Annotated in this window: 36 protein-coding genes and 1 tRNA gene; 13 read left to right on the forward strand and 24 right to left on the reverse strand. The window is 64.0% G+C overall.

The features are described 5' to 3' along the window. Positions 1-30: 30 nt before the first annotated feature. From nusG to LB572_RS01170, 18 genes are all read right to left on the reverse strand, one after another. Entirely contained in the window at positions 31-690 is a 660-nt protein-coding gene (gene nusG / locus LB572_RS01085) for a transcription termination/antitermination protein NusG (protein WP_224666351.1), read from the reverse strand. Beyond that, a complete protein-coding gene (locus tag LB572_RS01090; protein WP_224666352.1) occupies positions 659-1,762 on the reverse strand; it encodes a helix-turn-helix domain-containing protein in 1,104 nt (367 codons plus the stop codon). Before LB572_RS01090 ends, nusG begins: the two co-directional genes overlap by 32 nt. After that, complete coding sequence (locus LB572_RS01095; RefSeq protein ID WP_224666353.1) at positions 1,759-3,777, reverse strand: DNA cytosine methyltransferase; 2,019 nt, start codon at positions 3,775-3,777, stop codon at positions 1,759-1,761. The genes LB572_RS01090 and LB572_RS01095 overlap by 4 nt, the downstream gene beginning before the upstream one ends. Before the next feature lie 26 nt (positions 3,778-3,803). Then, positions 3,804-4,352, reverse strand: coding sequence for a hypothetical protein (locus tag LB572_RS01100; protein WP_224666354.1), 549 nt, complete (start codon positions 4,350-4,352; stop codon positions 3,804-3,806). After that, positions 4,349-4,852, reverse strand: coding sequence for a hypothetical protein (locus LB572_RS01105; protein ID WP_224666355.1), 504 nt, complete (start codon positions 4,850-4,852; stop codon positions 4,349-4,351). Before LB572_RS01105 ends, LB572_RS01100 begins: the two co-directional genes overlap by 4 nt. Continuing rightward, positions 4,849-5,142, reverse strand: a complete 294-nt coding sequence (locus tag LB572_RS01110; protein ID WP_224666356.1) for a hypothetical protein — start codon at positions 5,140-5,142, stop codon at positions 4,849-4,851. Before LB572_RS01110 ends, LB572_RS01105 begins: the two co-directional genes overlap by 4 nt. Next, the gene (locus LB572_RS01115) at positions 5,139-5,459 is read right to left on the reverse strand and encodes a hypothetical protein (protein WP_224666357.1); all 321 of its coding nucleotides are present in this window, start codon (positions 5,457-5,459) and stop codon (positions 5,139-5,141) included. Before LB572_RS01115 ends, LB572_RS01110 begins: the two co-directional genes overlap by 4 nt. Continuing rightward, complete coding sequence (locus tag LB572_RS01120) at positions 5,452-5,787, reverse strand: hypothetical protein (RefSeq protein ID WP_224666358.1); 336 nt, start codon at positions 5,785-5,787, stop codon at positions 5,452-5,454. The genes LB572_RS01115 and LB572_RS01120 overlap by 8 nt, the downstream gene beginning before the upstream one ends. Further along, positions 5,784-6,113 (reverse strand): hypothetical protein, encoded by a 330-nt coding sequence (locus tag LB572_RS01125; protein WP_224666359.1) that lies wholly within the window; start codon positions 6,111-6,113, stop codon positions 5,784-5,786. Before LB572_RS01125 ends, LB572_RS01120 begins: the two co-directional genes overlap by 4 nt. Beyond that, on the reverse strand, positions 6,110-6,859 hold the full coding sequence (locus tag LB572_RS01130; RefSeq protein WP_224666360.1) for a DNA-methyltransferase: 750 nt from the start codon (positions 6,857-6,859) through the stop codon (positions 6,110-6,112). The genes LB572_RS01125 and LB572_RS01130 overlap by 4 nt, the downstream gene beginning before the upstream one ends. After that, complete coding sequence (locus LB572_RS01135) at positions 6,856-7,392, reverse strand: phage N-6-adenine-methyltransferase (RefSeq protein ID WP_224666361.1); 537 nt, start codon at positions 7,390-7,392, stop codon at positions 6,856-6,858. Before LB572_RS01135 ends, LB572_RS01130 begins: the two co-directional genes overlap by 4 nt. After that, positions 7,389-8,585, reverse strand: coding sequence for an MT-A70 family methyltransferase (locus LB572_RS01140; RefSeq protein WP_224666362.1), 1,197 nt, complete (start codon positions 8,583-8,585; stop codon positions 7,389-7,391). Before LB572_RS01140 ends, LB572_RS01135 begins: the two co-directional genes overlap by 4 nt. Further along, positions 8,585-9,520 (reverse strand): DUF2303 family protein, encoded by a 936-nt coding sequence (locus tag LB572_RS01145; RefSeq protein WP_224666363.1) that lies wholly within the window; start codon positions 9,518-9,520, stop codon positions 8,585-8,587. The genes LB572_RS01140 and LB572_RS01145 overlap by 1 nt, the downstream gene beginning before the upstream one ends. Before the next feature lie 43 nt (positions 9,521-9,563). Then, positions 9,564-9,920 carry a hypothetical protein gene (locus LB572_RS01150; protein ID WP_224666364.1) on the reverse strand — a complete coding sequence of 119 codons (357 nt, stop codon included), beginning with the start codon at positions 9,918-9,920 and terminating at the stop codon, positions 9,564-9,566. A 24-nt stretch (positions 9,921-9,944) separates the two neighbouring features. Then, positions 9,945-10,565 (reverse strand): hypothetical protein, encoded by a 621-nt coding sequence (locus LB572_RS01155; protein ID WP_224666365.1) that lies wholly within the window; start codon positions 10,563-10,565, stop codon positions 9,945-9,947. Beyond that, positions 10,566-11,048 carry a hypothetical protein gene (locus tag LB572_RS01160; protein ID WP_224666366.1) on the reverse strand — a complete coding sequence of 161 codons (483 nt, stop codon included), beginning with the start codon at positions 11,046-11,048 and terminating at the stop codon, positions 10,566-10,568. Between the two features lie 131 nt (positions 11,049-11,179). Then, on the reverse strand, positions 11,180-11,596 hold the full coding sequence (locus LB572_RS01165; protein ID WP_224666367.1) for a hypothetical protein: 417 nt from the start codon (positions 11,594-11,596) through the stop codon (positions 11,180-11,182). Then, the gene (locus tag LB572_RS01170) at positions 11,593-11,802 is read right to left on the reverse strand and encodes a transcriptional regulator (protein WP_224666368.1); all 210 of its coding nucleotides are present in this window, start codon (positions 11,800-11,802) and stop codon (positions 11,593-11,595) included. Before LB572_RS01170 ends, LB572_RS01165 begins: the two co-directional genes overlap by 4 nt. A gap of 95 nt (positions 11,803-11,897) precedes the next feature. On the opposite strand from LB572_RS01170, the gene LB572_RS01175 reads away from it, so the two are divergent. Then, positions 11,898-12,341, forward strand: coding sequence for a helix-turn-helix domain-containing protein (locus LB572_RS01175; RefSeq protein ID WP_224666369.1), 444 nt, complete (start codon positions 11,898-11,900; stop codon positions 12,339-12,341). Between the two features lie 124 nt (positions 12,342-12,465). On the opposite strand, the gene LB572_RS01180 is transcribed toward LB572_RS01175, so the two are convergent. Then, a complete protein-coding gene (locus LB572_RS01180; protein WP_224666581.1) occupies positions 12,466-12,705 on the reverse strand; it encodes a hypothetical protein in 240 nt (79 codons plus the stop codon). A 301-nt stretch (positions 12,706-13,006) separates the two neighbouring features. Between LB572_RS01180 and LB572_RS01185 the strand changes: the two genes are divergently transcribed. The 11 genes from LB572_RS01185 to LB572_RS01235 are packed head-to-tail and all read left to right on the forward strand — an operon-like array spanning position 13,007 to position 16,810. Further along, positions 13,007-13,240, forward strand: coding sequence for a hypothetical protein (locus tag LB572_RS01185; protein WP_224666370.1), 234 nt, complete (start codon positions 13,007-13,009; stop codon positions 13,238-13,240). Positions 13,241-13,245: 5 nt separating this feature from the next. Next, positions 13,246-13,548 (forward strand): hypothetical protein, encoded by a 303-nt coding sequence (locus tag LB572_RS01190; protein WP_224666371.1) that lies wholly within the window; start codon positions 13,246-13,248, stop codon positions 13,546-13,548. Continuing rightward, the gene (locus LB572_RS01195) at positions 13,545-13,805 is read left to right on the forward strand and encodes a hypothetical protein (RefSeq protein ID WP_224666372.1); all 261 of its coding nucleotides are present in this window, start codon (positions 13,545-13,547) and stop codon (positions 13,803-13,805) included. Before LB572_RS01190 ends, LB572_RS01195 begins: the two co-directional genes overlap by 4 nt. Continuing rightward, entirely contained in the window at positions 13,802-14,056 is a 255-nt protein-coding gene (locus LB572_RS01200) for a hypothetical protein (RefSeq protein ID WP_224666373.1), read from the forward strand. The genes LB572_RS01195 and LB572_RS01200 overlap by 4 nt, the downstream gene beginning before the upstream one ends. Next, entirely contained in the window at positions 14,056-14,205 is a 150-nt protein-coding gene (locus tag LB572_RS01205) for a hypothetical protein (RefSeq protein WP_224666374.1), read from the forward strand. Before LB572_RS01200 ends, LB572_RS01205 begins: the two co-directional genes overlap by 1 nt. Next, positions 14,198-14,518 carry a hypothetical protein gene (locus tag LB572_RS01210; protein WP_224666375.1) on the forward strand — a complete coding sequence of 107 codons (321 nt, stop codon included), beginning with the start codon at positions 14,198-14,200 and terminating at the stop codon, positions 14,516-14,518. The genes LB572_RS01205 and LB572_RS01210 overlap by 8 nt, the downstream gene beginning before the upstream one ends. Next, the gene (locus LB572_RS01215) at positions 14,515-14,886 is read left to right on the forward strand and encodes a DUF4031 domain-containing protein (protein ID WP_224666376.1); all 372 of its coding nucleotides are present in this window, start codon (positions 14,515-14,517) and stop codon (positions 14,884-14,886) included. Before LB572_RS01210 ends, LB572_RS01215 begins: the two co-directional genes overlap by 4 nt. Then, positions 14,883-15,353 (forward strand): hypothetical protein, encoded by a 471-nt coding sequence (locus LB572_RS01220; RefSeq protein WP_224666377.1) that lies wholly within the window; start codon positions 14,883-14,885, stop codon positions 15,351-15,353. Before LB572_RS01215 ends, LB572_RS01220 begins: the two co-directional genes overlap by 4 nt. Further along, a complete protein-coding gene (locus LB572_RS01225) occupies positions 15,350-15,592 on the forward strand; it encodes a hypothetical protein (RefSeq protein ID WP_224666378.1) in 243 nt (80 codons plus the stop codon). Before LB572_RS01220 ends, LB572_RS01225 begins: the two co-directional genes overlap by 4 nt. Then, the gene (locus tag LB572_RS01230; protein ID WP_224666379.1) at positions 15,592-15,792 is read left to right on the forward strand and encodes a hypothetical protein; all 201 of its coding nucleotides are present in this window, start codon (positions 15,592-15,594) and stop codon (positions 15,790-15,792) included. The genes LB572_RS01225 and LB572_RS01230 overlap by 1 nt, the downstream gene beginning before the upstream one ends. Further along, positions 15,779-16,810: a tyrosine-type recombinase/integrase gene (locus LB572_RS01235; protein ID WP_224666380.1), complete on the forward strand. Its 1,032-nt coding sequence runs from the start codon at positions 15,779-15,781 to the stop codon at positions 16,808-16,810. Before LB572_RS01230 ends, LB572_RS01235 begins: the two co-directional genes overlap by 14 nt. Before the next feature lie 43 nt (positions 16,811-16,853). On the opposite strand, the gene LB572_RS34680 is transcribed toward LB572_RS01235, so the two are convergent. From LB572_RS34680 to LB572_RS01250, 4 genes are all read right to left on the reverse strand, one after another. Continuing rightward, complete coding sequence (locus LB572_RS34680) at positions 16,854-17,042, reverse strand: YjzC family protein (protein WP_412033527.1); 189 nt, start codon at positions 17,040-17,042, stop codon at positions 16,854-16,856. 170 nt (positions 17,043-17,212) lie between these two features. Next, positions 17,213-17,725 carry a helix-turn-helix domain-containing protein gene (locus tag LB572_RS01240; protein ID WP_224666381.1) on the reverse strand — a complete coding sequence of 171 codons (513 nt, stop codon included), beginning with the start codon at positions 17,723-17,725 and terminating at the stop codon, positions 17,213-17,215. Continuing rightward, positions 17,722-18,063 carry a DUF4258 domain-containing protein gene (locus tag LB572_RS01245; RefSeq protein WP_224666382.1) on the reverse strand — a complete coding sequence of 114 codons (342 nt, stop codon included), beginning with the start codon at positions 18,061-18,063 and terminating at the stop codon, positions 17,722-17,724. Before LB572_RS01245 ends, LB572_RS01240 begins: the two co-directional genes overlap by 4 nt. Positions 18,064-18,248: 185 nt before the next feature. Beyond that, positions 18,249-18,322 (reverse strand) — tRNA-Gly (locus LB572_RS01250). A 142-nt stretch (positions 18,323-18,464) separates the two neighbouring features. On the opposite strand from LB572_RS01250, the gene LB572_RS01255 reads away from it, so the two are divergent. Further along, positions 18,465-18,728 (forward strand): DUF6460 domain-containing protein, encoded by a 264-nt coding sequence (locus tag LB572_RS01255; RefSeq protein WP_140802805.1) that lies wholly within the window; start codon positions 18,465-18,467, stop codon positions 18,726-18,728. A gap of 12 nt (positions 18,729-18,740) precedes the next feature. Here the strand turns inward: LB572_RS01255 and LB572_RS01260 are convergent, their stop codons facing one another. Next, a complete protein-coding gene (locus LB572_RS01260) occupies positions 18,741-19,643 on the reverse strand; it encodes a histone deacetylase (protein ID WP_224666383.1) in 903 nt (300 codons plus the stop codon). Positions 19,644-19,823: the final 180 nt, after the last annotated feature.

Consider the following 19,823-nt stretch of genomic DNA (forward strand, 5'->3'; position numbering starts at 1 on the left):
CTGTCAGGGCGTCCTGGGACGGATTCGCTACTATCCTTTGTCGATCTGATCAAGCCCGAGCGTGATCGGCACCGCGCGACCGAAGATGTACACGTCGACACCGACGGTCCCGGCATCCTCGTCCCACTCGACGACAGTGCCGTTGTGACTGGCAAACGGGCCAGCATTCACCCGCACCATCTGACCGAGCTGCAGCACCGAGGCGATCTCACCCATGGCAAGGACATTGCCTTCGAGGAAGACCTGCAATTGCAAGACTTTCTCGTGCCTTACGGGAAACAGCTTCTCGTTCGCACCGAGCACGCCGACGACGCCCTTGACGGTCAGAAGGCCCGCCCAAGCTTCTGGTTTGGGCACGATGCGGACGAACATATAGCCTGGCCAGGCGAGCATCGAGACGGCCTCTTTCGCCTGCTTTTTGCGACCGCCGCGGCGCCGCTTTTCCACCTTCATGAACGGCAGCCAGTGCTCGACATTGGCATCCTGCAGAAGTTTATCCACAGCGATTTCGGCATGCGGCTCGGTCCGGAGCACATACCAGTGCATCGCCGATTCGCTCTGACCAGCCGCCGCAAGCAGCGCCTCGGCGCGCCTGGTCATCCCTCTGGCGCGGTCGAGCGCGGCTGTCTGCCTGTCGGTCGGGCCGACACTCTCAGCCTCATTCAGCCGCTTCACGTCCGCCCGCATCATGGTTCCCTCGCAATGTCTGTTCGAATGCTTCAAGCCCGTCCGGTCCGCCAACCGGGAAGTAGGCGACGCGGCCAGGATCCGGCAGCCAGGGCCAGCCGCGTTGCTGGAAACAGGCCTTCCAGTCGAGCCACTGTTGCGTGTCGACGGGCACGGCCATCATCTGGCCCTTGAGCCCATGCCAGCGCTCGCCAAAGCGGTAGCCCTTGCCGTGGCGCGCCATGTCGAACAGCTTGAAGAGCTGCGGCCAACGCTCAGCGAAGGCGCTGGCGTTCGGATTGGCCGGGCCGTCCAGCATGTGGCCCATAACCCATGCCATCCATACCGGCCCGAACGGCGCCGCGTAATCATCCGCCGCGGCGACAGGCACGGACTTCGCCGGCAGCTTCTCCCAGCGCTTCTCGTCGAGGTAGACGGCAAACGAACAGATCGTCGTGCGGCCCGCCGCCTTGCCGCTGGCCTTGGCCGTCTCGACGTAATCGGCGAGCCTGCCGGCCGCGGTGTCGCGCTCGTCGTCGGTCAGCTTCATCGCCGCGACCAGCGCCTTCACGTCGCTGTCGTTGACATAGGTCGGCCATGCCGGATGCGTCTTCTTCAGCCAGCGTCGAACCTTTTCCTCCTCGTCACGCGCGCTCTCTCTCAGATTCGTTCTAAGAGAGTCGTTCTTAGGTGCCGGTCCAGGACCGGCAGGGGGTGCCGATATACCGGCAGGGGGTGCCGACTGGTCGGCAGGGTCAGCGCTGTCCAAATCGTCATCCGGCTCGGGTCTCAGATCGCCGAGCGACGGGTGCACGGGATCGAGGATGACGCGATAGATGTGCGGCGCGTCGCGCCCGTTCGACTGCTCGACGACATGGCGTTCGAGATAGCCGGCGGACACAAGCCGCTCGATCGCCTCGAACACGGTCGAGCGTGCGCAGCCCATTTCGACCGACATCTTGACCTGGCTGCGCGTGCACCAGCCGAGTTCATCGGTGTGACGCCCGAGCACGCAAAGAACCTGCAGGTCGCGCGGCTTCAGCGCCTTGTCGGTGGCCGCGCGTGCCGGGATGATGGAAAGGCGAGGCCCGCTCACTCGGCAGCCTCCAGCACCAGCTCGCGGCGCACGTTGCATTCCGCCAACAGCTTGATCATCAGGGGCGGCACGCTGTTTCCGACCAGATGGTATTTCTCGGTCTTGGTCAGGCGGCGCGTCTTGCCGTCGATGGTGATCTCGTCCGGCAGCGCACCGGGCTTGAATCCGTGGGCGGCGGCGCCCTCTTCCGGCTCCAGCATGCGGATACCGATATCGTCGATGTAGTGCGGCACGCCCTTGACCATCACCTCGACGAGGCCATAGCGCGCCTTGCCGGTGAGCGCGCCGAGCGGCTGGCGCACGTCGTCATCCTGCTTGCCCGAGCCGAAATAGTGCTGGAGGAAGCCAAGGATGAGGTGCGCATGGCTCCCGCCGGCGGAGACCGTCGACAGGGGCTCGTCGATCGGTCTCCCGTCCTGATTGGTGCCGTGCATGTTGCCGAGCGTCGCTGCGACCATCGCGGTCTTGCCCGCTCCGCCGACCGTGACGGTCGGCGCAGGCTCCTCGGCGTCCGCGCCGACACTGGCACCGAACTGGCGCTGCAGGCTGACGGCAGCAACGCCCTGCGTCGAGCCGAGCGTCACGATGGTCGACAATGGATCCTCGGCCGATCGGCCAGGCTCGCCCGTGTTATGTTGCGCCAGGAAAGCGGCAACCATCGCATGCTTGCCGCCGCCGGCAACCTGCGCGCCGATCGGCTCCTGGATGTCGAGGCTGCGTGGCGCCTGCTCCTCGCGCTCGCCATAGCCAGCCTGGATGAGATTGGCAGCCACGACGGCGTGACGCGGTGCGCCGGCCATGACGGTGTCCAACGGTTCGGTCGGCATATAGCCGTCGCCGTTCTGGTTGAACTTCGTCATATGCGCGGCGACGAGAACGCGGTCTTCCTTGCCCGTCGTGGTGCCAAGCGGTTCTTCTAGGTCGCGTGGCGACGACTGCGCTGCCCGGCCGCCGGCGCCGACGATGGTCGCGCCCATGACGGCGATGCCTGACGATGTGTGGAGCGTGTTGACAGGTTCTTCCGCCGACTGGACGCCGTTGCGCTTGGCTGCGCTCTGCTGGTCGGTTCGGATCAACGCCGGTGCCACAACCGACATCTCGCCGCGGTGCGCCGTCGTCAGTGTCCGCAGCGGCTCAGTCGCGTCGTGGACCCGATCGCCGCCGGAATGCGTGATCGGCACGATGAACGGCTTCGCCGCATCGACGACGTAGCGCATGACGCCGCGCGCGGTGCGTCGCAGCGTTGCGTCGGCAAGCGGCTTCTTGCGACCGAAGATAGACTTCACCGGCAGAGACCAGTCGATGATCGTGTGCGCGCCGATCCATGGCTTGAGTCCGAGCTGCCTGGCCACCTTGCGTGGCGCATGCGTGCGCTCCGGCCATGCGATCGGCCCGCCATCGGCCTTCGCGACACCGAAGAACCGCTTGCGGATCGTCGGAACGCCATAGTCGCCACAGACAAGCACGCGATGCTCGAAACTGTAGCCGAGCCCGCGCATATGCTTCAGCCAGGCGCGCCAGATGCGGCCCTTATGGCGAGGATCCGGTATCAGCCATTGCTCCTGCACCGGAACGCGCTCGCCTTTCGCCGCGACCGTTCCGTCGAGCCTCAGCACCCGGCCGGTCGCCGGATCGCGTTTGGCGATGAGCGGTCCCCAGGTCGTGATCTCCTGCACGTTTTCCATGGTGATCACTTCCGGCCGCACGGTGCCGGCCCAGCGGCAGATCACCCATGCCAGCGAACGCCGCCGCTTGCTGACCGGCTTCGAGCCCTTGGCGACCGAGAAATGAGTGCAATCGGGAGAGGCATGCAAAACGCGGACGCCACGGCCATTGGTGACCTGTCGCGGATCAGCCTCGAAGACATCGCAGCGCAGGTGTCGTGTATGGCGGTGCCGGCGCTCGTGCACGGCCACGGCCACAGGATCATGGTTGATGGCGACATGCACATGGAAGCCGGCATCCTCCAGCCCGTCGCAGCCGCCACCCATGCCGGCGAAAAGGACAGCCGTCATTCGGTTATCGAGCAAAAATCCAGCGTTCATCTCTGCGCCTTCAGCCATGCGGCAAAATCGGCCCGCAGCGCTTTCCACGCTTCGGCCGGCTTGCCGCCGTCGTTGAGTTGTTTTCGAGAGGTGACGCCGAGCAGCGTGCGCACGCGCTGCGCGGTGCGTTCGTCTGTCAGCGGGCGCTCAAGCCCGTGCCGCTCCTCGATGTAGACCTTGAAGCGCGCGTCCTGGCATTTCAGCGCGCATTCGGCCGCGAAGTTCTTGTGCGCCGCCGGCTCGCCCGCAGCCTGGTTGGCTGGCGGCACGCCCTTGAGCTTGCGGATGGTCTGGAACGAACCGTCCAGCAGCCGCAGCAGAAAGCGCACCATGTCGGGCGCGTCGGTTGCGAAGGCCATTTCCTCGTTCGTCGCGCCGGGATCGAAGCGCGCCAGCACGAACAATTCGCCCATGGCTCCGCGAATCTCGATGAAGGCGCCGCTCTGGTCGTGCACGCGCGTCCAATCGGCCGGCGCGATCGAGTCGAGTGCGTCCCTGATCTCGCGGAGGCGCTTGGCGTCGGGTGAAAGGGCGTGCGCGTTCACTCCCGTTCCTCCGTCAATTCACGGAAGACGGATTGCCCGCGCCAGGTCAGTTTCCAGTGCCGGTTCTTCAGTCGGCCGCTCACCTGCTCGACAAGGCCGCGCTCGACCAGCACCGACAGAATTGAGGCGACATGGTTCTGTGAACCCTTGCCGAGGATCAGCCCGATCTTCGTCGCCTGGAAACGAAACACACCGTCATCATCGGCATGAAAGCCCAGCACGTAGATCACGCCGCATTGCAGCTCGGTCAGCGTACCCTGCACATTCTGGAACGACATGCGGCCCTGGCCGACTGGTTCGGGTGCCGGCGCATCGACCTGCGGCGCAAGCAGCGTAGCGGCCATGTCGCCGTCAAGCACCCGCCGCACCAGCTCCGCCACCATCGCCTGCGGATGATCGCCGCGCGTCTCGGCCAACTCGCGAACCTCTTCGGCGAGGTTGCCGGGCAACGCAACATGCAGAGGCGGCGGGGTGACGTGGCGGCGGGCATGCGCGTTCATCGTGCCGCCTTTTCCAGAATGCCGAGCAAGGTCGCCGTGGCCCCCGACATCGGCATGGTGCCGCCGAGATTGCCGCGATGGCGTTCCTTTGAAAGCGTATCGGCCAGCATATTGAGATAGTGCTCGCCATCGCGGAAGGCGGCGCGGCGGCAATAGGTGACGAAGGTCGCGCGCCAGCGCATCAGCGTGAACACGGGCGCAGTGAGCAGCACGTTGGCGCGCTCGGCATCGTCCTCGGCATCGCGCATCGCCCTGACATGCGGGTCGAGGCTTTCGGTGGAATGCGTCATCTGGAATTGACCCTCAGCTTGGCGATCTCGTCACGCGTTTCACGTTTGTCAGATGGTGTAACCATATGATCTAGAATGGTTTTTACCGTCGTTCGGCGGCGCGGATTGCGCCCGAGATAGAGGTAGGGATCGAGCCCGGCATACTCGCAGAGCAGCAGGAAATTGCCGGCCGACAGCGTCTTGCCGTTGATGGCGCGCGACAGCATCGCCCGGTCGGTTTCCGGCCAGATGTCCTCGGCCTTGCGCAGCGAATAGCCGAGCTGATCGAGCCGCTGTTGGAAGGCGTCGGCGAAGCGGTGGAAGGCGATTTCAGCCATTGGGGCCCCCGTCAGCGACGAGCGCAGCGAGCGAGCTTACGGACGGGGCAGAGGAGTCCTGCCCTCCGTGGGTGAGCACCACGCCGAAATCGGACGGGAAGTGACCGAGCACCGCCCACAGCCGCGCGCGCGGTTCCAGCGTCGGCAGTCGGCCCATCCAGGCCGAATGCATCTGGTTGACGGTGACGCGGGCCAGCTTGCGCAGCCGGGCCTTCTCGCGCTCGGCGGCGGTCTGGAATTTCAGGCGCGGCGAGCGCGCCTGCGCGGCAACGCAACGGGCATAGAGGAAGAGCTGCAGCATGGCGGGCGAGAAGGACGGGACGCTCATGCCGGCACCTTCCCGATCAGCCGGACTTCGATAAGGCGACCTTCAGCCATGGCCCGCTGCATTCCCTGCAGCATCCCGCGCGATACGCCGAGATCGGCATAGACGACGGTCACCTCGGCAAGGGCGCCCCACACAAGGCCGGCCTCGATCCCGAGCGCGCGTTCGTCGGCGATCGTGTCGTCGAGCACGCCGGGTTGCGTGTAGAGGAGATGCGAGGCGATCGGCGCCTCGCCGCGCAGGAGGCAGTCACGCAACGCGCGGCGCGCATAGGCCTCATTGGTCGCGACGTCGCCGGCATAGGGACTTTCGAGGATGACATGCTTCATGCCGACACCCGCGAAAGCAACGGCGCATCGTTCTCAATTCGAGATGCGGCAATTGAAGTGTATTTCGGGTCGGCCTCGATGAGCACCGCATCAATGCCGTGGCGGCGCGCGACGACGCCGGTCGTTCCCGATCCAGCGAAGCAATCAAGGACGGTGCCGCCAATGGGACAGGCATAGAGCAACAGCGGCTCGACAATCTCGATCGGCTTCTGTGTTGGATGTTCGGCGCGGCCATGCTCTGAGCGGGCGTATATGACGCTACGCATGAGGCGCGGGCCGCCATCCTCGCTACGGTAGGCACTATCGCCAATCTCCCCCATGTGCGGCGGGCGGCCCTTGCGGCGCACCGTGCGCGCCGTCGCGTCGCTGGTGAACTGCGGAGCCTTGTAGACCCGTGCCCATGCAGCGTCATCGCGATAGAACTGCGCGGCGCATTCGTGGACACGCTTGAAGCGGTCGGCGTGTAAGCCGCTACCGTTGTGCTTTTCCCAGACGATGTCTTGGGCAAGGCGCCAGCCGGCGAACTCGCCGATGTTGTCGAGGAACATGCGAATCGAGCCGAAGACCCACATGCTACCGGTCCGCTTCAACACACGGCGAGCAGCAGCCGGCCAGCCATCAGGCCACTTATCCCAGGCAAGAGAGGTTTCGCCGTATGGCGGGTCAGTGACGATGCAGTCGAAACTTTCGTCGGCGAACTCGGCCAGGACGTCACGGCAATCGCCTTGAAGGATGCGCGCGCTCATGCCGGCACCGTTGCCCGGTCGAGCCGGATCAGTTGTCCGCGCAGCTTGGCCGCATCGATACGCCGGATGGCTTCACTGCCATACGCAACCAGAACCGATGGCGCGCCGCCGTTGGCGGACGCCTTCTGGCCGCTTGGATGGTGAAACGTAAGGCGGCCTTCGAAGAAGAACACGGCGTCAGCCCGCCGCCATACCGTGCGATGGAACTCCACCGTTTCGGTGCGCGCAAATACGAGCGCCAAGGCATTGCCATGATCAGCACAACGGTCCAGCCAGAGACCGAAGAATTGGTCGTAGGGCGGATTGCACCATACGAAGCCATTCCACGGGGCATGAAGTCCACCGAGCCCGCCGGCCGCGTCTGGGCCATAGTGCGTCGCTGCCGTTGCCCATGGCCTCGGCTCGGAGAAGCAAGGATCCAGATCGAATGGACCAAGCGCGCGGATCAACGCCGGCGGCGTCAGCCACACGGCCTCGCCGTTGCCGGCATTCTGGTGCCCGCCCATGCCGAAATTGAGTGCGGCCTGATTCATGCCGCCTCCGCCTCAAAGCCCCAACGGTCCCAGCCGGGCCGCGCCTGGCGGGCGTTGAGTTCGATCTTCGGCGTGTTCGGCCAGTGCTTCTCGATCCAGGCGGCGAACACGGCCGGCTTGGAGGAATGCGCGCCGACGTCGGCCGGCACCGCCATGTCGTCGCACCAGCTTTCGAGCTGGTCGCCCATGGCCGGCGCGACCGGCTTGCCACGCGTGGCGATCAGCAGGATTTCGTGTTTTCCCCGCGTCCAATACCCGGTGCCGACGCGGTTCTTCAGCCACGCCCAATGCGAGACGTAGCGGGCATGCGCCTTGTTCGGCGCCAGATAGCCGGTGTTCTTGTCGCGCTCGATCCAGGCGAAGCCCCAGGCGTCGAGCACGCAGATCGCCTCGACCAGCATCGGCACCGTCGCCCACAGGAACAGCACGCAATCCTTGGCGGCCAGCGCGCCGACATCGCGCTTCATCAGCGTCTTGAGGTCGCTGGTCGGGTAGTGATTGTCGGCGGCGCGATCCATGCCGGTGTCGGTCGAATAGGGATCGAACTGCCATTCCGGATCGGCGTAGATGACGCCGTATTTCTTCGCTGGAAGCGCCGCCTGACGCGCCGCAAGCTCGACCTCGCGCGTCGAGCGGCGTTCCTTTTTCGCGGCCTGCTCATTCGTGCGCAGCGTCTTGACGGCCGGCGCGATGGCGCGCTTCAGCGCTGCCCGGGTCGGCTCATCACCGCTGGCCAAAATATCGTCCAGCGCCTCGCGCACGATCGTCGGGTTGCGGGCAATCGCGCTGCGCACCTGGCGCGCATCGTGGATGTCCTTGCGACGGATGCCGATCTCGGCTGCGCTCGCCGGTTCAAAGTTCCCGTCTGGAACTTTGATCTTGCGATTTCCGCCGGCCCTATGGACCTCGCCGCGTTCCTGCGCGGCGTCATATTCGTCGGCGAGCCGGCGCTTTGCCATCGCCTCGATCTCAAGCGCATCGGCCTCGGCGCGATGCGTCGCGGCGATGATCTCGTCATGCGCGCGCTTCGCCTTCTGCAGGCGTGCGGCGCGCTTGGCCGCGTCATAGACGGCGCCAGCCTTGTCGCGCGCGTCGAGCACTTCCGCGGCGGTCGTGGCGCGCGAAAGCGCCGCCGCCGCCTCTTTCACAAGAGACGGCAGCGGCTTGGCAGCGATGGCGACGGCCTTCGCCATCAGGCCGGCGAGCCGGATTCAGGCGCGCCCTCGAAGGCGGGCAGGCCGGTTTCTTCCGAGGCGCGCTTGAGGTCGTGGCCGACCTGCTCGCGCAGATAGAACTCCCAGCGGTAGAGCTGATAGAACCAGACGACCTTGCCGCCGTTCACCCGGTAGCGCAGACGTGCCGGGATGCGCACCGCATCGCCATCGAGGAAGGCCGGCACCGACACCATGAAGATGCCGGGAACCACGATAGCCTCGCCCTTGGCGTTCATATGCTCTTCGGCGAACTCCACCGTGCGCTCGCCGCTTTGCAGGCGGACGCCCTGTTTGGCGCGGGCCGCGACGAACACCTCCAGATGCCGCGACAGCGCAATGACTTCGGACGGCGTCGCCATCTTCTCCTTGAACAGCCGCTCATATTCGGAAACCTCGCCGTCGGTCGGCGCGGCCAGTTCCGCCGCATGCTCCTCGAGGAAGGCGGCGAAGATTTCCTGGTCCATCGGCTTGGCATTGGCGCCGACCCACGACTTGAACTCTTCGGTCAGCGGGAAGGCATAGACGATGCGATGCGAGCGGTTGCGCGCCGGCACGCCTTCCATGTCATAATCGAGCACCGCCGTAATCTTCGGATCCGGCCACATCGTCTTGCCGAACAGGGCGGAATGCTCATCCTGGTGCCGCTTGGTCAGTTCGATGAAGCTCGCCAGCGTCTCGACCGTGGCGGTGCCCTTGCGCCGGTCAGGCGCCTGGCGGAATTCCTCGATCAGGCCTTTCAGCGACTTGAACGTCTGCCCCTTGCGGTCGAAGGCCAGCGGCAGGTTGGACGGCAGGCCGTCGCCGAGGCCGCCAGTGGTGATCGATACGGTGGAAGCAGAGGCCGCCTCGGTGGCCAGGGCCTTGACCAGTTCGATGCCGTGGGCATCGAGCGGAGCGTCATCATTCTTGGACATGCGAAATTCCTTTCAGGGTTGGCTGGGTTGCAGGCTTGGAAGGTCAGGCGGTTTCCCGCTCTTCGTCGTCTTCGTCCTCTTCGGACGGCTTGACGCTGCGAGGTGGGAACATGTCGATCTGGTTCGGGTGCTCGACCGACAGCGCGCCGTCGATCGACCAGAATGGCGTCTTCATGAACTTGACGGTGTCGGGCAGTTTCGACTTGGCCTCGGCCTTCACGTCGATGCGGCCGAGCTCGTATTCGAAGGTCACCTTCACGGTGATCTCGGCCTTGCACTTGTCGGACGGCGAGGCTTCCAGCGCCTCGATCGCTTCGGTGAGAAGCTTGTCGCAGTGGCGCGAGAAATCGCCCCGCGAAAGCAGGCCGATCATCTGCCGGAATGAACGAAGGACACTCATGGTTTTCCTCTCCGAGGGTTGGGGTTACGAAGCCTTGCCGATCTCGCGCTCGATGCGCTTGGCGCTGCGCTCAAGCTCTTCGGCGGCAGCCATCAACCGGCGTGCCTCTTCGAGCTGCGCCGTGGCCGAGCGGCAAAGGTTCTTCATGTCGGCGATGATGGGCGCGGCCTTGGCGAGGAAATCGTCGAACTCGGCGTTCGAGCCTTCCGGGCCGAACAGCTCCTCGCGAACCTGCGCTACCCAGGCGCGCGGCACGCCGAGGTCGCGGGCTACAGCGGAATCCGTCCAGGGCGGCGTGTAGCCGGTCTTGTCGTCGAGATAGAGTTCGTCGACCTTGGCAAAGATGATGCGGCGATCCTCGCGCGACATGTCGCGCGGCGCTTCCGGCTTCGCTTCCATGGGAACCACTTTCAGGACTGGTTTGGAGAGACGGGTCGTGCAGTCCGGGCAGCGGTCTGCGGTGGCGCGCGCGCCGACCGTCCAGCCATGCGCCCGGAAATAGTGTTCGGCGGCTTCCGGCGGCTTGCGCGTCGCGCCGGTCTGCTTGAAATGCGCCACGACCCCGCATTTGCACTCGATCACCAGCGTGGCGACGGTGCGGTCGCCATGCTGGATCCGGCCGCCGGGGAAGTAACGCGTGGACATCTATTCGCCCACGACCTTCAGCCCGCCCGAGGCTTTCGCCCCGGCGAGGATCCTGCGGTAATCGGCGATCTGGTTCTCGACCTTCACCAGGGCGCGGTCGATGCGGGCGCTTTCGGCCGGCGTCAGCTCGCCATCGGCGAAGGCAAGCGCGCCCTCGGTCATCAGCTCGCCCATGCGCACCACGGCTTCGGCGTGCGCCGCCATCACCGAGCCGTTCGCGGCGGTGACCTCGACATCGGCGAAGCGCCGGCCGCGCGCCGACGCAATCGCCTCGCTCATGTCGTTGCGGCCGGTCTCTTCCTCCAGCGAGAAGATCGCCGGCAGTTCCATGATCTCGGGGCTGTCGGGATTGTACCAACGGCCGACGACGCTCTTCGAATAGGAGCAGACCAGCGCGGCGCGCTCGATACCGCCCGCGGCGGCGATCAGGTCGCGCTGCTTGGCCTTGAGAAGGAAGTGGCGGGCATTCGCGTTCGGTACCATCGTGGGCCTCCTCATCAGGCGCAAAAGGTTTCCCGCGCCGGGAAATCCCGGCGTCGTTTCCCGTGGCGGGAAAGGTTTTCTGGAGTCAGTGTGCAGGCGTCAGTTCAATGGAGGCCCGCAACAGGATGTGCTCATGGTCCGCCGCTCCGGAATCGGTTTGCCGCCTTGCGGGCGTAGCCCGGCAGGTCGGCGATATCGCCAATGTCCTCGGCGCCGCGCGACAGCAGCGCCGGAATGCCGATGGCGTCGCCCGCCTCGGCAATGATCCTGGCCAGGACGTCGCGTTCGCTCCGGCCCTCATGGGCGGCGATCAGCGACAGGATGAAGCGCGAGGCTTCGGAAATAGTGACCGCGTCGGATCCGGCGTGCTCCGGCGCGGTTGCCTGCTGCGAGGATGGGGCATCGCCACAGGTTTCGGTGAAATGATCGAAAGCCGCCGAGGTGCGAACGCTCACCCCGGCGGCTGCCACGCGGTCAGGCTCTTGGGAAGCCGGCGCGGAACGCGGAACCAGTCGGTCGTTGAAATCGGTGGAGGCGATGAGCGTCATGCGGCCTCGCCGGATTTGAGAGCAGGCCCAAAGATATCCGGCCGGAGCTGCTCCGGAGGAATGCCCGTGGCGCGCGATACGTCACCGATTCGCTCGGCGGGCACCCGCCGCCACATCGAGATGGTCGAGGGAGAGCAGCCAAGCGCAGCGGCCAGCGCCTGACGGCGCCCACGCTCTGCATCGAAGTACTCAATGAGCTTTTCCATGGCACCGAGATTTAAGTCCGACTGAAATTTCAGTCAAGCTGATTTTTCAGTCCGGCTCGGTCGCACTGTTACACCCGCAAATGAGAATATGAAGCATGACTGAAGAAGCCACACCGCTTGCCGTCCCGACATTCGTGCGAGAGAGGCGCAAGCTGAAGAAACTGACACAAGCTGAACTCGCCCATAACGCAGGTCTCAGCACTGCCGCGATCCATAATCTGGAAGCAGGGAAAAACGGCTTCACAGACAAGTCATTGGCGGCTATCGCCAGGGTGCTCGAATGCAGCCCGGTCGAGCTTCTTACCGATCCGAAGGCAGACGGCAGCCCCGCGGTGGGCGAGGCTGCCGTCAAAGTTCTTCTTCGTCGCATCGCTGGGCTGCCCGAGGACGCAATCAATCCCGCGTGGAAGATGATCTCGGGCCTTTTGGAAGACGCCGGGCAATCACAATCAGACAGTCTTCGTGGTCGATCTGAATCCGCCAATCGCCCCCGTGAAGAACAGCCATCGCAATCGCGATTTCAGCGGTCTTCCTCTTGATCGACATCTCCGGATCGATCGGCGGACCAGCGCCCGCCGAATTGCGCAGTTCCGCGACAATCTGCTCGTTTCGCGTCTTGTAGCGCGGCCTGATCTGATGCCTGATGGCCATCGTGCCCTCCCATCAGATCCTTTCCATTTCGCGGACTTCTTCCGGTACGGCGCCGAACGCCTCGATTAGCTTCGCTTCCTCCCATTCACCAGTCTTCGGATCACCTTCGCGCTGGAAAGCGACGACAAGGGCTTTCCGCACCGCCAGACGCTGAGCGACCGACCTGGCGTGTGAAGTGTTCTGCGCTTGAATAGGACTGTCAGCGACCAGCTGACCGCGCTTTCCGGCGATGAAGGATTGGACGACGTACATAGCACTCAATTTCGCCTCCTTGGCTTATGGTTGGGCGAGTAGGAAAGGCGTCCTATGACGTGGAGTCAATCTGGTGAGGCGGTATCCGCCCGCTGAGGCTCCTGACAAGTACCTTCAGGAGCGTTGCTGCGACAGCGATTTTAAGCGCGGTTGAACTTGACGTGAGGGCGAGAATTGAGCGTCCGGCCCGGACTTAATGGAAATTTCAGTATGGCTGAATTTTCCTCTTGATTGTAATTTCAGTGTGACTTAATTTTCTGCCTCACCTGGTCGAGCCGATCAGGTCTTGAGGAGAGAAAAAATGCTTACCTACGCCCTGCACGAAACCATGCCGAAGCCGGCCAAGCCGACGCTCGCCAAGAAGACGATTGTCGAGAGCATGGCCGACAAGATGCTCGAAATGGGCATGAACGGCATTGCCGTGACGGCCGACAGCCTGGCCGAGCATTCCAGTTTCACCCGTGCGCAGATCAGCAAGCACGGGCTGGACGCGGCCGACCGCGCCAAGTCGCGCGCCGTCCGCCGCGTGGCCTAACCGCAATGATGACGAGCCCTGACGATATCCGCACGATCCTTCAGGCTGGCGATCGTGTTGTTGCAGACGCCCCGGAAAAAGGATCGCCGGATTACTATCCCCATCGCACTGGCGTTTTGATCGCGCATCTCGATTTCGCCTTTGAAGACATCCAGGCCGCGATCATCGCGCTTGAGCGCAGCCGTTCCCCTGAAGGGCGTTCTGCTTTGGCGCGCCTCCAGATCCGCGCAAGCGTGATCGGCCCGATTGTTGCGGAGCACAGCGCCGAGCGCACGGCCCTTCTTGCCAAACTGGAGAAGCGGCAATGACCGTTATCCAGCACAGGAGCATCGCCGAAGACCTGATCGCCGAGGCCGCGAAGTCGCCCGAGCACGAGGCGTGGATTTCGCGCCAGCTCATGGCGCAGCGCCGCCCGTCCGAGATCCTGGCCGACCTTCATGGGGCGGCCACCGATCCCGCCAAGGTCATCGCCGCCGTCGGCGGCGACGGCCCCGCAGGCCTCGTCACGGCCTGCCTGATCGCCTTCGCCACGCCCTTCCTCGCGCTCGGCTGGTTGCTGCCATGAAGGCGCGATCTGCAAAAGTTCGGCCGCTGGAACCGCTTCGCAAGCGGCACATCGATCTTCCGGCCGGGCTCAGCCTCGCGCCGGCCGACGGGCGAATCATCATCCGCTGCAGCAACTTCCCTGAATGCATGTGCGGCGAGGATTGCATCGACCGTCCGGCGGAATCGCCGGCCGCGCGCCGCATCCTGATCGCCCTGATGATCGCCACCGCCGCTCTCGGCGTTGGCCTGCTCTATGTGGGGCTGCGCTGATGACCAGCTTTCGCATCCACTATGCCGACGGCAAGCGCATCATCGTCGATGCCGAGACGCCGAAGGACGCTACCACCAAGGCGGCACAGACCGGCTACATCGGCATCATCACCAAGATCAAGCTGGCGAAGGATGTGAACCGTGGCTGAGCGCGCGACGATAGCCGCGGCGCTTCAAGAAGCGCTCGGGCTTGCGAAACTCGCCGCAAGCCTGACCGGTTGCCGCAGCGACGATGATTACGTGGCCGGCGTGCGCGCAAAGATCGAGGCAGCCATCTCGCTCGGCGTCGCCCGACCGTTGGACGGGTATCATGAGGACTACGGCTTCGTGACGTGGTGGACATGGCGAGACGGCGAATGGCTCGGCGAGCCATCCTATGTCGGCTCGCCGAATTGTTCCGACTGGCCCGGCTACCACACGCATTGGACGCCCCATCCGGATTTTCCGGAGGCGCCGCTATGAGCGTCTACGTCGACAACATGCGCGCGCCCTTCGGCAAGATGGTGATGTGCCATATGTGGGCCGACACGCGCGCCGAGCTGTTCGCCATGGCCGACCGCATCGGCGTCCAGCGCAAATGGTTCCAGCGCCCGCCCGGCACCGGCCTGCCCGGCATGGATGCGTCCTGGGAGCATTTCGACATCGCGCAGTCCAAGCGCGCGCTGGCCGTCGCTGCCGGCGCGATCGAGACCGACAAATATGGCCCGGTCGAGTTCGAGGCCCGCCGCAAGGGCGACGAGGACAAGCTGAAGCAGATCGCCGAGCTGCGCGCCAAGGGCTTTGGCGACGCCTCGAAGCCGGACGACCCGAGGCAGAGGAGCCTGCTTTGATTCCGCGCCTCGCCCTCTCCGTTCGCCAGCCTTGGGCCTATGCCATCGTCATGGGCTGGAAACCGGTCGAAAACCGCAGTTGGCGTTCGCCCAATCCCGCGCTGAAATTTCGGGGCGAGTTCGCCGTGCACGCCTCCCAAGGCATGACGCGCTACGAATATGAGGACGCCGCGTCTCTATTCGCCGCGCTCGGCTATGTGTGCCCTGCGCCGGCCGAACTCCTCCGCGGCGGCATCGTCGGCACCGCCAAGGTTGTCGATATCGTCAAGGAGCACGATAGCCCCTGGTTCTCTGGCCCGCGTGGGCTGGTGCTGGCGGATGCGCGGACGGTCGATTTCGTGCCGTCGAGCGGCGCGCTCGGCTTCTTCGAGTGGAAGCCGATGAATGCAACTGACGTGCCGAAGCCAGCGCGCTGGATGCTGCCGCCAGGCACGCCGGTCACGATCGCGCAGGGCTCGCTTCTATGACGCCGTCGCAGATGCTTCAGCTTGCCTATCCGTACATCTTCCGTTGGGACCGGCATGGCCGCAAAGGCCAGGCATGCACCGTAACCGCGCGCAGCAAGGCGGCGCCGGGAACATTCGCGCTGCCTGGCTTCGGCCGGCCGGCATCGCCGCGCTTCAACTCGATCCGCGTCGAGTTCGCCGACGGCTACGTGATGGTCACCAGCGGCAACGCCATCCGGAGGCGGGAAGGGAAGGGCTGATGTCGCGCCGGCCGGCTCTCCGCCCGAACGACCTGGTGAAAGCGCTGTCCGCCTTGCGGCAGGCCGGCGTCGAGCCATGCACCCTCGACGTGCTGCCAGACGGCACGCACCGCTGGCACTTTACGAAACCCGCCAATGCTGATGAAGATGACCTTGATCGCGAGCTGGCGGAGTTCGATCTGAAGCATGGTCATGGTTGAGCTGATGGGCCTGCACACCGTTAAGGCCAAAGGCAAGGTCTACTATTACGCCTGGCGCGGCGGGCCGGCCATCAAGGGCGAGCCGGGAACGCCGGCCTTCCAGGACTCCTACAACGAGGCGATCGCAAGTCGCGCGGCGCCGGACGGCAGCAAGTTCAGCGCCTCGATCATCCGCTATCGCGCCAGCGCCGACTACAAGAAGCTCGCCGAATCGACCCGGCGCAATTGGGGTCCGTGGCTCGATCGCATCGCCGACCATTTCGGTGCGCTGTCGGTGCGCCAGTTCGACCGGCCGGAGAAGATCAGGCCGAGGATCCGGTCATGGCGCGCCAAATATGCCGAGACGCCGCGCGCCGCCGACTATGGCATGCAGGTGCTGTCGCGCGTGCTGTCCTTCGAGGTCGACCGCGGCGCGATCGCCTCGAACCCGTGCGAGGGCATCAAGCAACTCTATTCCGGTTCGCGATCGGAGATCATCTGGACTGACGCCGACATCGCGCGGCTGAAGGCCGTATGCTCGAAGGAGGTCGCCTTCGCGGTTGACCTGGCCGCCCACACGGGCCTGCGCGTCGGCGATTTGATCCGCCTGTCCTGGTCGCATGTCGGCGAGGACGCGATCACCATCACGACCGGCAAGAGCAAGCATCGGCGCGAGGCGGTAATCCCGCTTTATGACGCGCTGCGCGACGTGCTGGCCAGGATCCCGCGCCGCTCGCCGGTGATCCTCACCTCGAGCAAAGGCCGGCCGTGGACCAAGGAAGGGCTAGGCAGCTCATTCCGTGAGGCGAAGAAAGAGGCGTGGCCAGAAGGCGAGAACTTGCATTTCCACGACCTGCGCGGCACCGCTTGCACCAAATTCTATATCGCTAGCCTGACCGAGCGCGAGATCGCCGAGATGATGGCTTGGGAGGAAGAAACCGTGTCCCGCATCATCCGCCGCTATGTCAGCCGCTCGGCAGCGATGAAGGAGAGAATTCGGAAGCTGAACGAGGCGCGGCTCATGCCTGCCGGCGGCTGACAAAAGAAGGCCGCCGCGACGAACTCGACGCGACGGCCCTTGCTTACTTGCGGCCGGAGCCGTTCTTGGACGGGTCTACAAGGATGTAGCCCATGCCCGGCTTCGGGGTCGGTGGAAGAGGCTCGCCGCGCACCACCGTGCGCTCGTCGCCAGTTCGGCCCCCACGGGGCCCCACCTGCTCATATTGGCCAGATCTGGGAGCATTCTGGCCGGGTTTCAAAGGATCGCTCATTTTGACGCCTTTGTTGCGGCGCAACTTTTAGCTTGCCTTTCCCCGATCCGACGGCCTTAATGGCCCCTGCTACGGTTTCGGTGGGCTTTGGCAATCCGGACAAGGGTGCGCCAATCACCTTGCCGATCCAGTTAGGGCGGGGCTATTGCTCCGCCCTTTTGTTTCACATCTCACGCGGCCAAAAGGGCGGGATCCCGCCACTTGTTGTCCTTGAACTGAAGAACGATTGAATCGGAAGTTTCGTCGGCATCAGCCAACCTCTTGAGACGTTCGACCAGTCCATCCAGCAGAGCGGCTCGCTCTTCCACGGGAACAAGCGAGAGTAGGTAAATCGTCCGGAGAGCAAAAACGGCACCACCGTTTGCTTCGCAATGGCCCTTCTCCCAACGCGCTACGCTCTGATCAGAAACGCTTAGCACTTTCGCCAAGTCGGCCTGAGACATATTGAGTTCGTTCCGCAAGAACCTCAGTTCCTTCCCCGTAGGTGCCTTTCTGGCAAGCACAATGTGCAAGCCAATGGCCCGGTGAAGTCCGTCCATATCCTTTACAGACAGATATTTCTCACCATCCTCCCATTCCCACTCAAAGCCGTTCTTCAGATAGATGTTGTCCAGCCCTGACATGGTGTAGTGCAAGGGCTCTTTGCAGAGGTCTTCTCCTTTACGGTAAAAATGTTGGTTCATTTGAGATCTTCCCATTCCACAGTGCTGACGTTGATGCGATTACTTTTCACGAGAACTGCAATCACACCGACGTCTCGACGTCCTTTCACATTGTGGACGATCTTGGCCTTCCATTCACCAACGCCTTTCCCCGGTTCAACATTACCCACGACCATCCCCTCTCGTAGTACATTCAGCGCCACCCGTATCGTTATGTCGCGCTCGGCCATTCGATCGAGCGCATGTTGAGACCAGCGAACGTTTTTCGTGACCGCCGCCAAGGTTCGGATTCGCTTCTCGAAATCCTTGGCCCTTGGGGCGAACGCGATAAGCGAATTCGGCGGATCGTCCTTCTGCATACACCTATCAATATGATAGGTACGTATGAACAGTCAATGATCAAAGAAGGTTAAAGTTCCGTAATTTTTCTGCGCATCAGGCACGCGAGCCCGGAACCCACCGCGAACATAGGCTGTAAAACTGCCTGTAAAACCGCCCAAAAAAGAAGAAATGCCAATCAGGCCCAAACCCTTGCGCTGCAAGCTGGAGCGGGTAGCGGGAATCGAACCCGCGCGTTCAGCTTGGGAAGCTGACAGGCTACCATTACATCATACCCGCGCGAGCCCTCGTTACCATGATGGCGCCGCCTCAAGCAATCGGCAAAGCGAAGCCGGCGGCTCCATTGCTTGATGCCTTTCCGCGGAATGCGTATCTCTGGTATCGCGCTGCCGAATCGGGCGGCTCGAACCGGAGAATGGCCTTGTCCGCACTGACGCGCTTTCTTGGCGACACGCCGCTCAGGGTGCTCCTGAAGCTGCTCGTGGTCTCTTTCCTCGTCGGCCTCGTCATGCATGCCTTCGGCTGGTCGCCGATGGATGTCTTCTATGGCATCCGCCAGTTCTTCGTCGATTTGTGGAATCTCGGCTTCCATGCCATCGACCGCTTCCTGGGTTATATCCTGCTCGGCGCGGCGATCGTGGTGCCGGTGTTCATCCTGCTCAGGATCGCCAACTATAGGAAATAGCTCAGCCTGGCATCACGCATATCGGGACGCGATCTCGAACAATATGGCGTGGCGTGCGGCCAGTGCCGGCACGTCGGTCGAATAGCCGCCGCCGATGACGCCGCACAGCGGCACGCCGCGCTTGCGGAAATGGCCGATGACCATGTCTTCGCGGGCGCGGAGGCCGTCGTCGCTCAGCGCCAGCCGGCCCAGCCTGTCCTCGGCATGGACATCCACGCCCGCATTGTAGAAGACGGTGTCCCAGCGCCTTTGCCCGGACAATTCCGGCAGGATGGCGGCGAGCCGCTCGAGATAGGCGCCGTCGCCGGCGCCGTCCGGCAAGGCGACGTCGAGGTCGGAGGCGATCTTGCGCACCGGATAGTTGCGCTCGCCATGCATGGAAAAGGTGAAGACGCGGGGCTCGTCCTTCAGAATGTCGGCGGTGCCGTCGCCCTGATGCACGTCGAGATCGACGACCAAAACATTCTCGACGGCGCCTTCAGCCAGCAGCGTCAGCGCGGCGACGGCGACATCGTTGAAGGTGCAGAAGCCGGCGCCTTGCGCGCGCCGTGCATGATGGCTGCCGCCGGCCGCGTTGCAGGCAATGCCATGCTTCAGCGCCAGCCTGGTGGCCAGCACCGTGCCGGCGGTGGCGAGTTGCGCCCTGAGCGACACGCGCGGACCGACCGGAAAGCCGATCTCGCGCTCTATCTTCTCCGGCACCCGGCAGGCGATCACCTGGTCGACATAGTCGGCCGCATGCGCAAGCTTCAGCCGTGCGGCAGGTCCTGGTTCGGGCATAGAGAGCGCTCCGGGCATGGCCAGCCCGCGCGTATGCAAAGCCTCCATCAACAGCGGATATTTGCTCATCGGAAAGCGATGGTTGACGGCGAAGCCGGCGTCATAGTCGGGGTGATGGACGATCTGCAGCGGCATGGATCGGAAGGCCTGCGCCAGCCTGGAGCAATTCCAGGAAAAGTGTGGAAACGGCTTCCGCCCGGAATTGCGTAGGACCAGCAGAAAATTCGGTTGGCAGTCCGGCGGATGGTGGTTGCGTGAGGCCTGCAAACTGGGGCACATCGTGTCCTCGATCAAGCCGCAATCAGCCAGGCAGCA

This window comes from Mesorhizobium sp. BH1-1-5 (assembly GCF_020165615.1).
Lineage (GTDB): Bacteria > Pseudomonadota > Alphaproteobacteria > Rhizobiales > Rhizobiaceae > Mesorhizobium.

Excerpts from the sequence above, each read along its gene's own strand:
- LB572_RS01200 (WP_224666373.1), top strand. The coding sequence starts at position 13,802 with ATGAAGGCGCGATCTGCAAAAGTTCGGCCGCTGGAACCGCTTCGCAAG.
- LB572_RS01230 (WP_224666379.1), top strand. The coding sequence starts at position 15,592 with ATGTCGCGCCGGCCGGCTCTCCGCCCGAACGACCTGGTGAAAGCGCTG.
- LB572_RS01125 (WP_224666359.1), bottom strand. The coding sequence starts at position 6,113 with ATGAAGCATGTCATCCTCGAAAGTCCCTATGCCGGCGACGTCGCGACC.
- LB572_RS01110 (WP_224666356.1), bottom strand. The coding sequence starts at position 5,142 with ATGACGCATTCCACCGAAAGCCTCGACCCGCATGTCAGGGCGATGCGC.
- nusG (WP_224666351.1), bottom strand. The coding sequence starts at position 690 with ATGATGCGGGCGGACGTGAAGCGGCTGAATGAGGCTGAGAGTGTCGGC.
- LB572_RS01160 (WP_224666366.1), bottom strand. The coding sequence starts at position 11,048 with ATGGTACCGAACGCGAATGCCCGCCACTTCCTTCTCAAGGCCAAGCAG.
- LB572_RS01155 (WP_224666365.1), bottom strand. The coding sequence starts at position 10,565 with ATGTCCACGCGTTACTTCCCCGGCGGCCGGATCCAGCATGGCGACCGC.
- LB572_RS01165 (WP_224666367.1), bottom strand. The coding sequence starts at position 11,596 with ATGACGCTCATCGCCTCCACCGATTTCAACGACCGACTGGTTCCGCGT.
- LB572_RS01105 (WP_224666355.1), bottom strand. The coding sequence starts at position 4,852 with ATGAACGCGCATGCCCGCCGCCACGTCACCCCGCCGCCTCTGCATGTT.
- LB572_RS01260 (WP_224666383.1), bottom strand. The coding sequence starts at position 19,643 with ATGCCGCTGCAGATCGTCCATCACCCCGACTATGACGCCGGCTTCGCC.
- LB572_RS01175 (WP_224666369.1), top strand. The coding sequence starts at position 11,898 with ATGACTGAAGAAGCCACACCGCTTGCCGTCCCGACATTCGTGCGAGAG.
- LB572_RS01240 (WP_224666381.1), bottom strand. The coding sequence starts at position 17,725 with ATGAACCAACATTTTTACCGTAAAGGAGAAGACCTCTGCAAAGAGCCC.
- LB572_RS01170 (WP_224666368.1), bottom strand. The coding sequence starts at position 11,802 with ATGGAAAAGCTCATTGAGTACTTCGATGCAGAGCGTGGGCGCCGTCAG.
- LB572_RS01185 (WP_224666370.1), top strand. The coding sequence starts at position 13,007 with ATGCTTACCTACGCCCTGCACGAAACCATGCCGAAGCCGGCCAAGCCG.
- LB572_RS01205 (WP_224666374.1), top strand. The coding sequence starts at position 14,056 with ATGACCAGCTTTCGCATCCACTATGCCGACGGCAAGCGCATCATCGTC.
- LB572_RS34680 (WP_412033527.1), bottom strand. The coding sequence starts at position 17,042 with ATGAGCGATCCTTTGAAACCCGGCCAGAATGCTCCCAGATCTGGCCAA.
- LB572_RS01120 (WP_224666358.1), bottom strand. The coding sequence starts at position 5,787 with ATGAGCGTCCCGTCCTTCTCGCCCGCCATGCTGCAGCTCTTCCTCTAT.
- LB572_RS01245 (WP_224666382.1), bottom strand. The coding sequence starts at position 18,063 with ATGCAGAAGGACGATCCGCCGAATTCGCTTATCGCGTTCGCCCCAAGG.
- LB572_RS01145 (WP_224666363.1), bottom strand. The coding sequence starts at position 9,520 with ATGTCCAAGAATGATGACGCTCCGCTCGATGCCCACGGCATCGAACTG.
- LB572_RS01135 (WP_224666361.1), bottom strand. The coding sequence starts at position 7,392 with ATGAATCAGGCCGCACTCAATTTCGGCATGGGCGGGCACCAGAATGCC.
- LB572_RS01150 (WP_224666364.1), bottom strand. The coding sequence starts at position 9,920 with ATGAGTGTCCTTCGTTCATTCCGGCAGATGATCGGCCTGCTTTCGCGG.
- LB572_RS01115 (WP_224666357.1), bottom strand. The coding sequence starts at position 5,459 with ATGGCTGAAATCGCCTTCCACCGCTTCGCCGACGCCTTCCAACAGCGG.
- LB572_RS01190 (WP_224666371.1), top strand. The coding sequence starts at position 13,246 with ATGATGACGAGCCCTGACGATATCCGCACGATCCTTCAGGCTGGCGAT.
- LB572_RS01140 (WP_224666362.1), bottom strand. The coding sequence starts at position 8,585 with ATGGCGAAGGCCGTCGCCATCGCTGCCAAGCCGCTGCCGTCTCTTGTG.
- LB572_RS01225 (WP_224666378.1), top strand. The coding sequence starts at position 15,350 with ATGACGCCGTCGCAGATGCTTCAGCTTGCCTATCCGTACATCTTCCGT.
- LB572_RS01180 (WP_224666581.1), bottom strand. The coding sequence starts at position 12,705 with ATGTACGTCGTCCAATCCTTCATCGCCGGAAAGCGCGGTCAGCTGGTC.
- LB572_RS01215 (WP_224666376.1), top strand. The coding sequence starts at position 14,515 with ATGAGCGTCTACGTCGACAACATGCGCGCGCCCTTCGGCAAGATGGTG.
- LB572_RS01235 (WP_224666380.1), top strand. The coding sequence starts at position 15,779 with ATGGTCATGGTTGAGCTGATGGGCCTGCACACCGTTAAGGCCAAAGGC.
- LB572_RS01095 (WP_224666353.1), bottom strand. The coding sequence starts at position 3,777 with ATGACGGCTGTCCTTTTCGCCGGCATGGGTGGCGGCTGCGACGGGCTG.
- LB572_RS01195 (WP_224666372.1), top strand. The coding sequence starts at position 13,545 with ATGACCGTTATCCAGCACAGGAGCATCGCCGAAGACCTGATCGCCGAG.
- LB572_RS01130 (WP_224666360.1), bottom strand. The coding sequence starts at position 6,859 with ATGAGCGCGCGCATCCTTCAAGGCGATTGCCGTGACGTCCTGGCCGAG.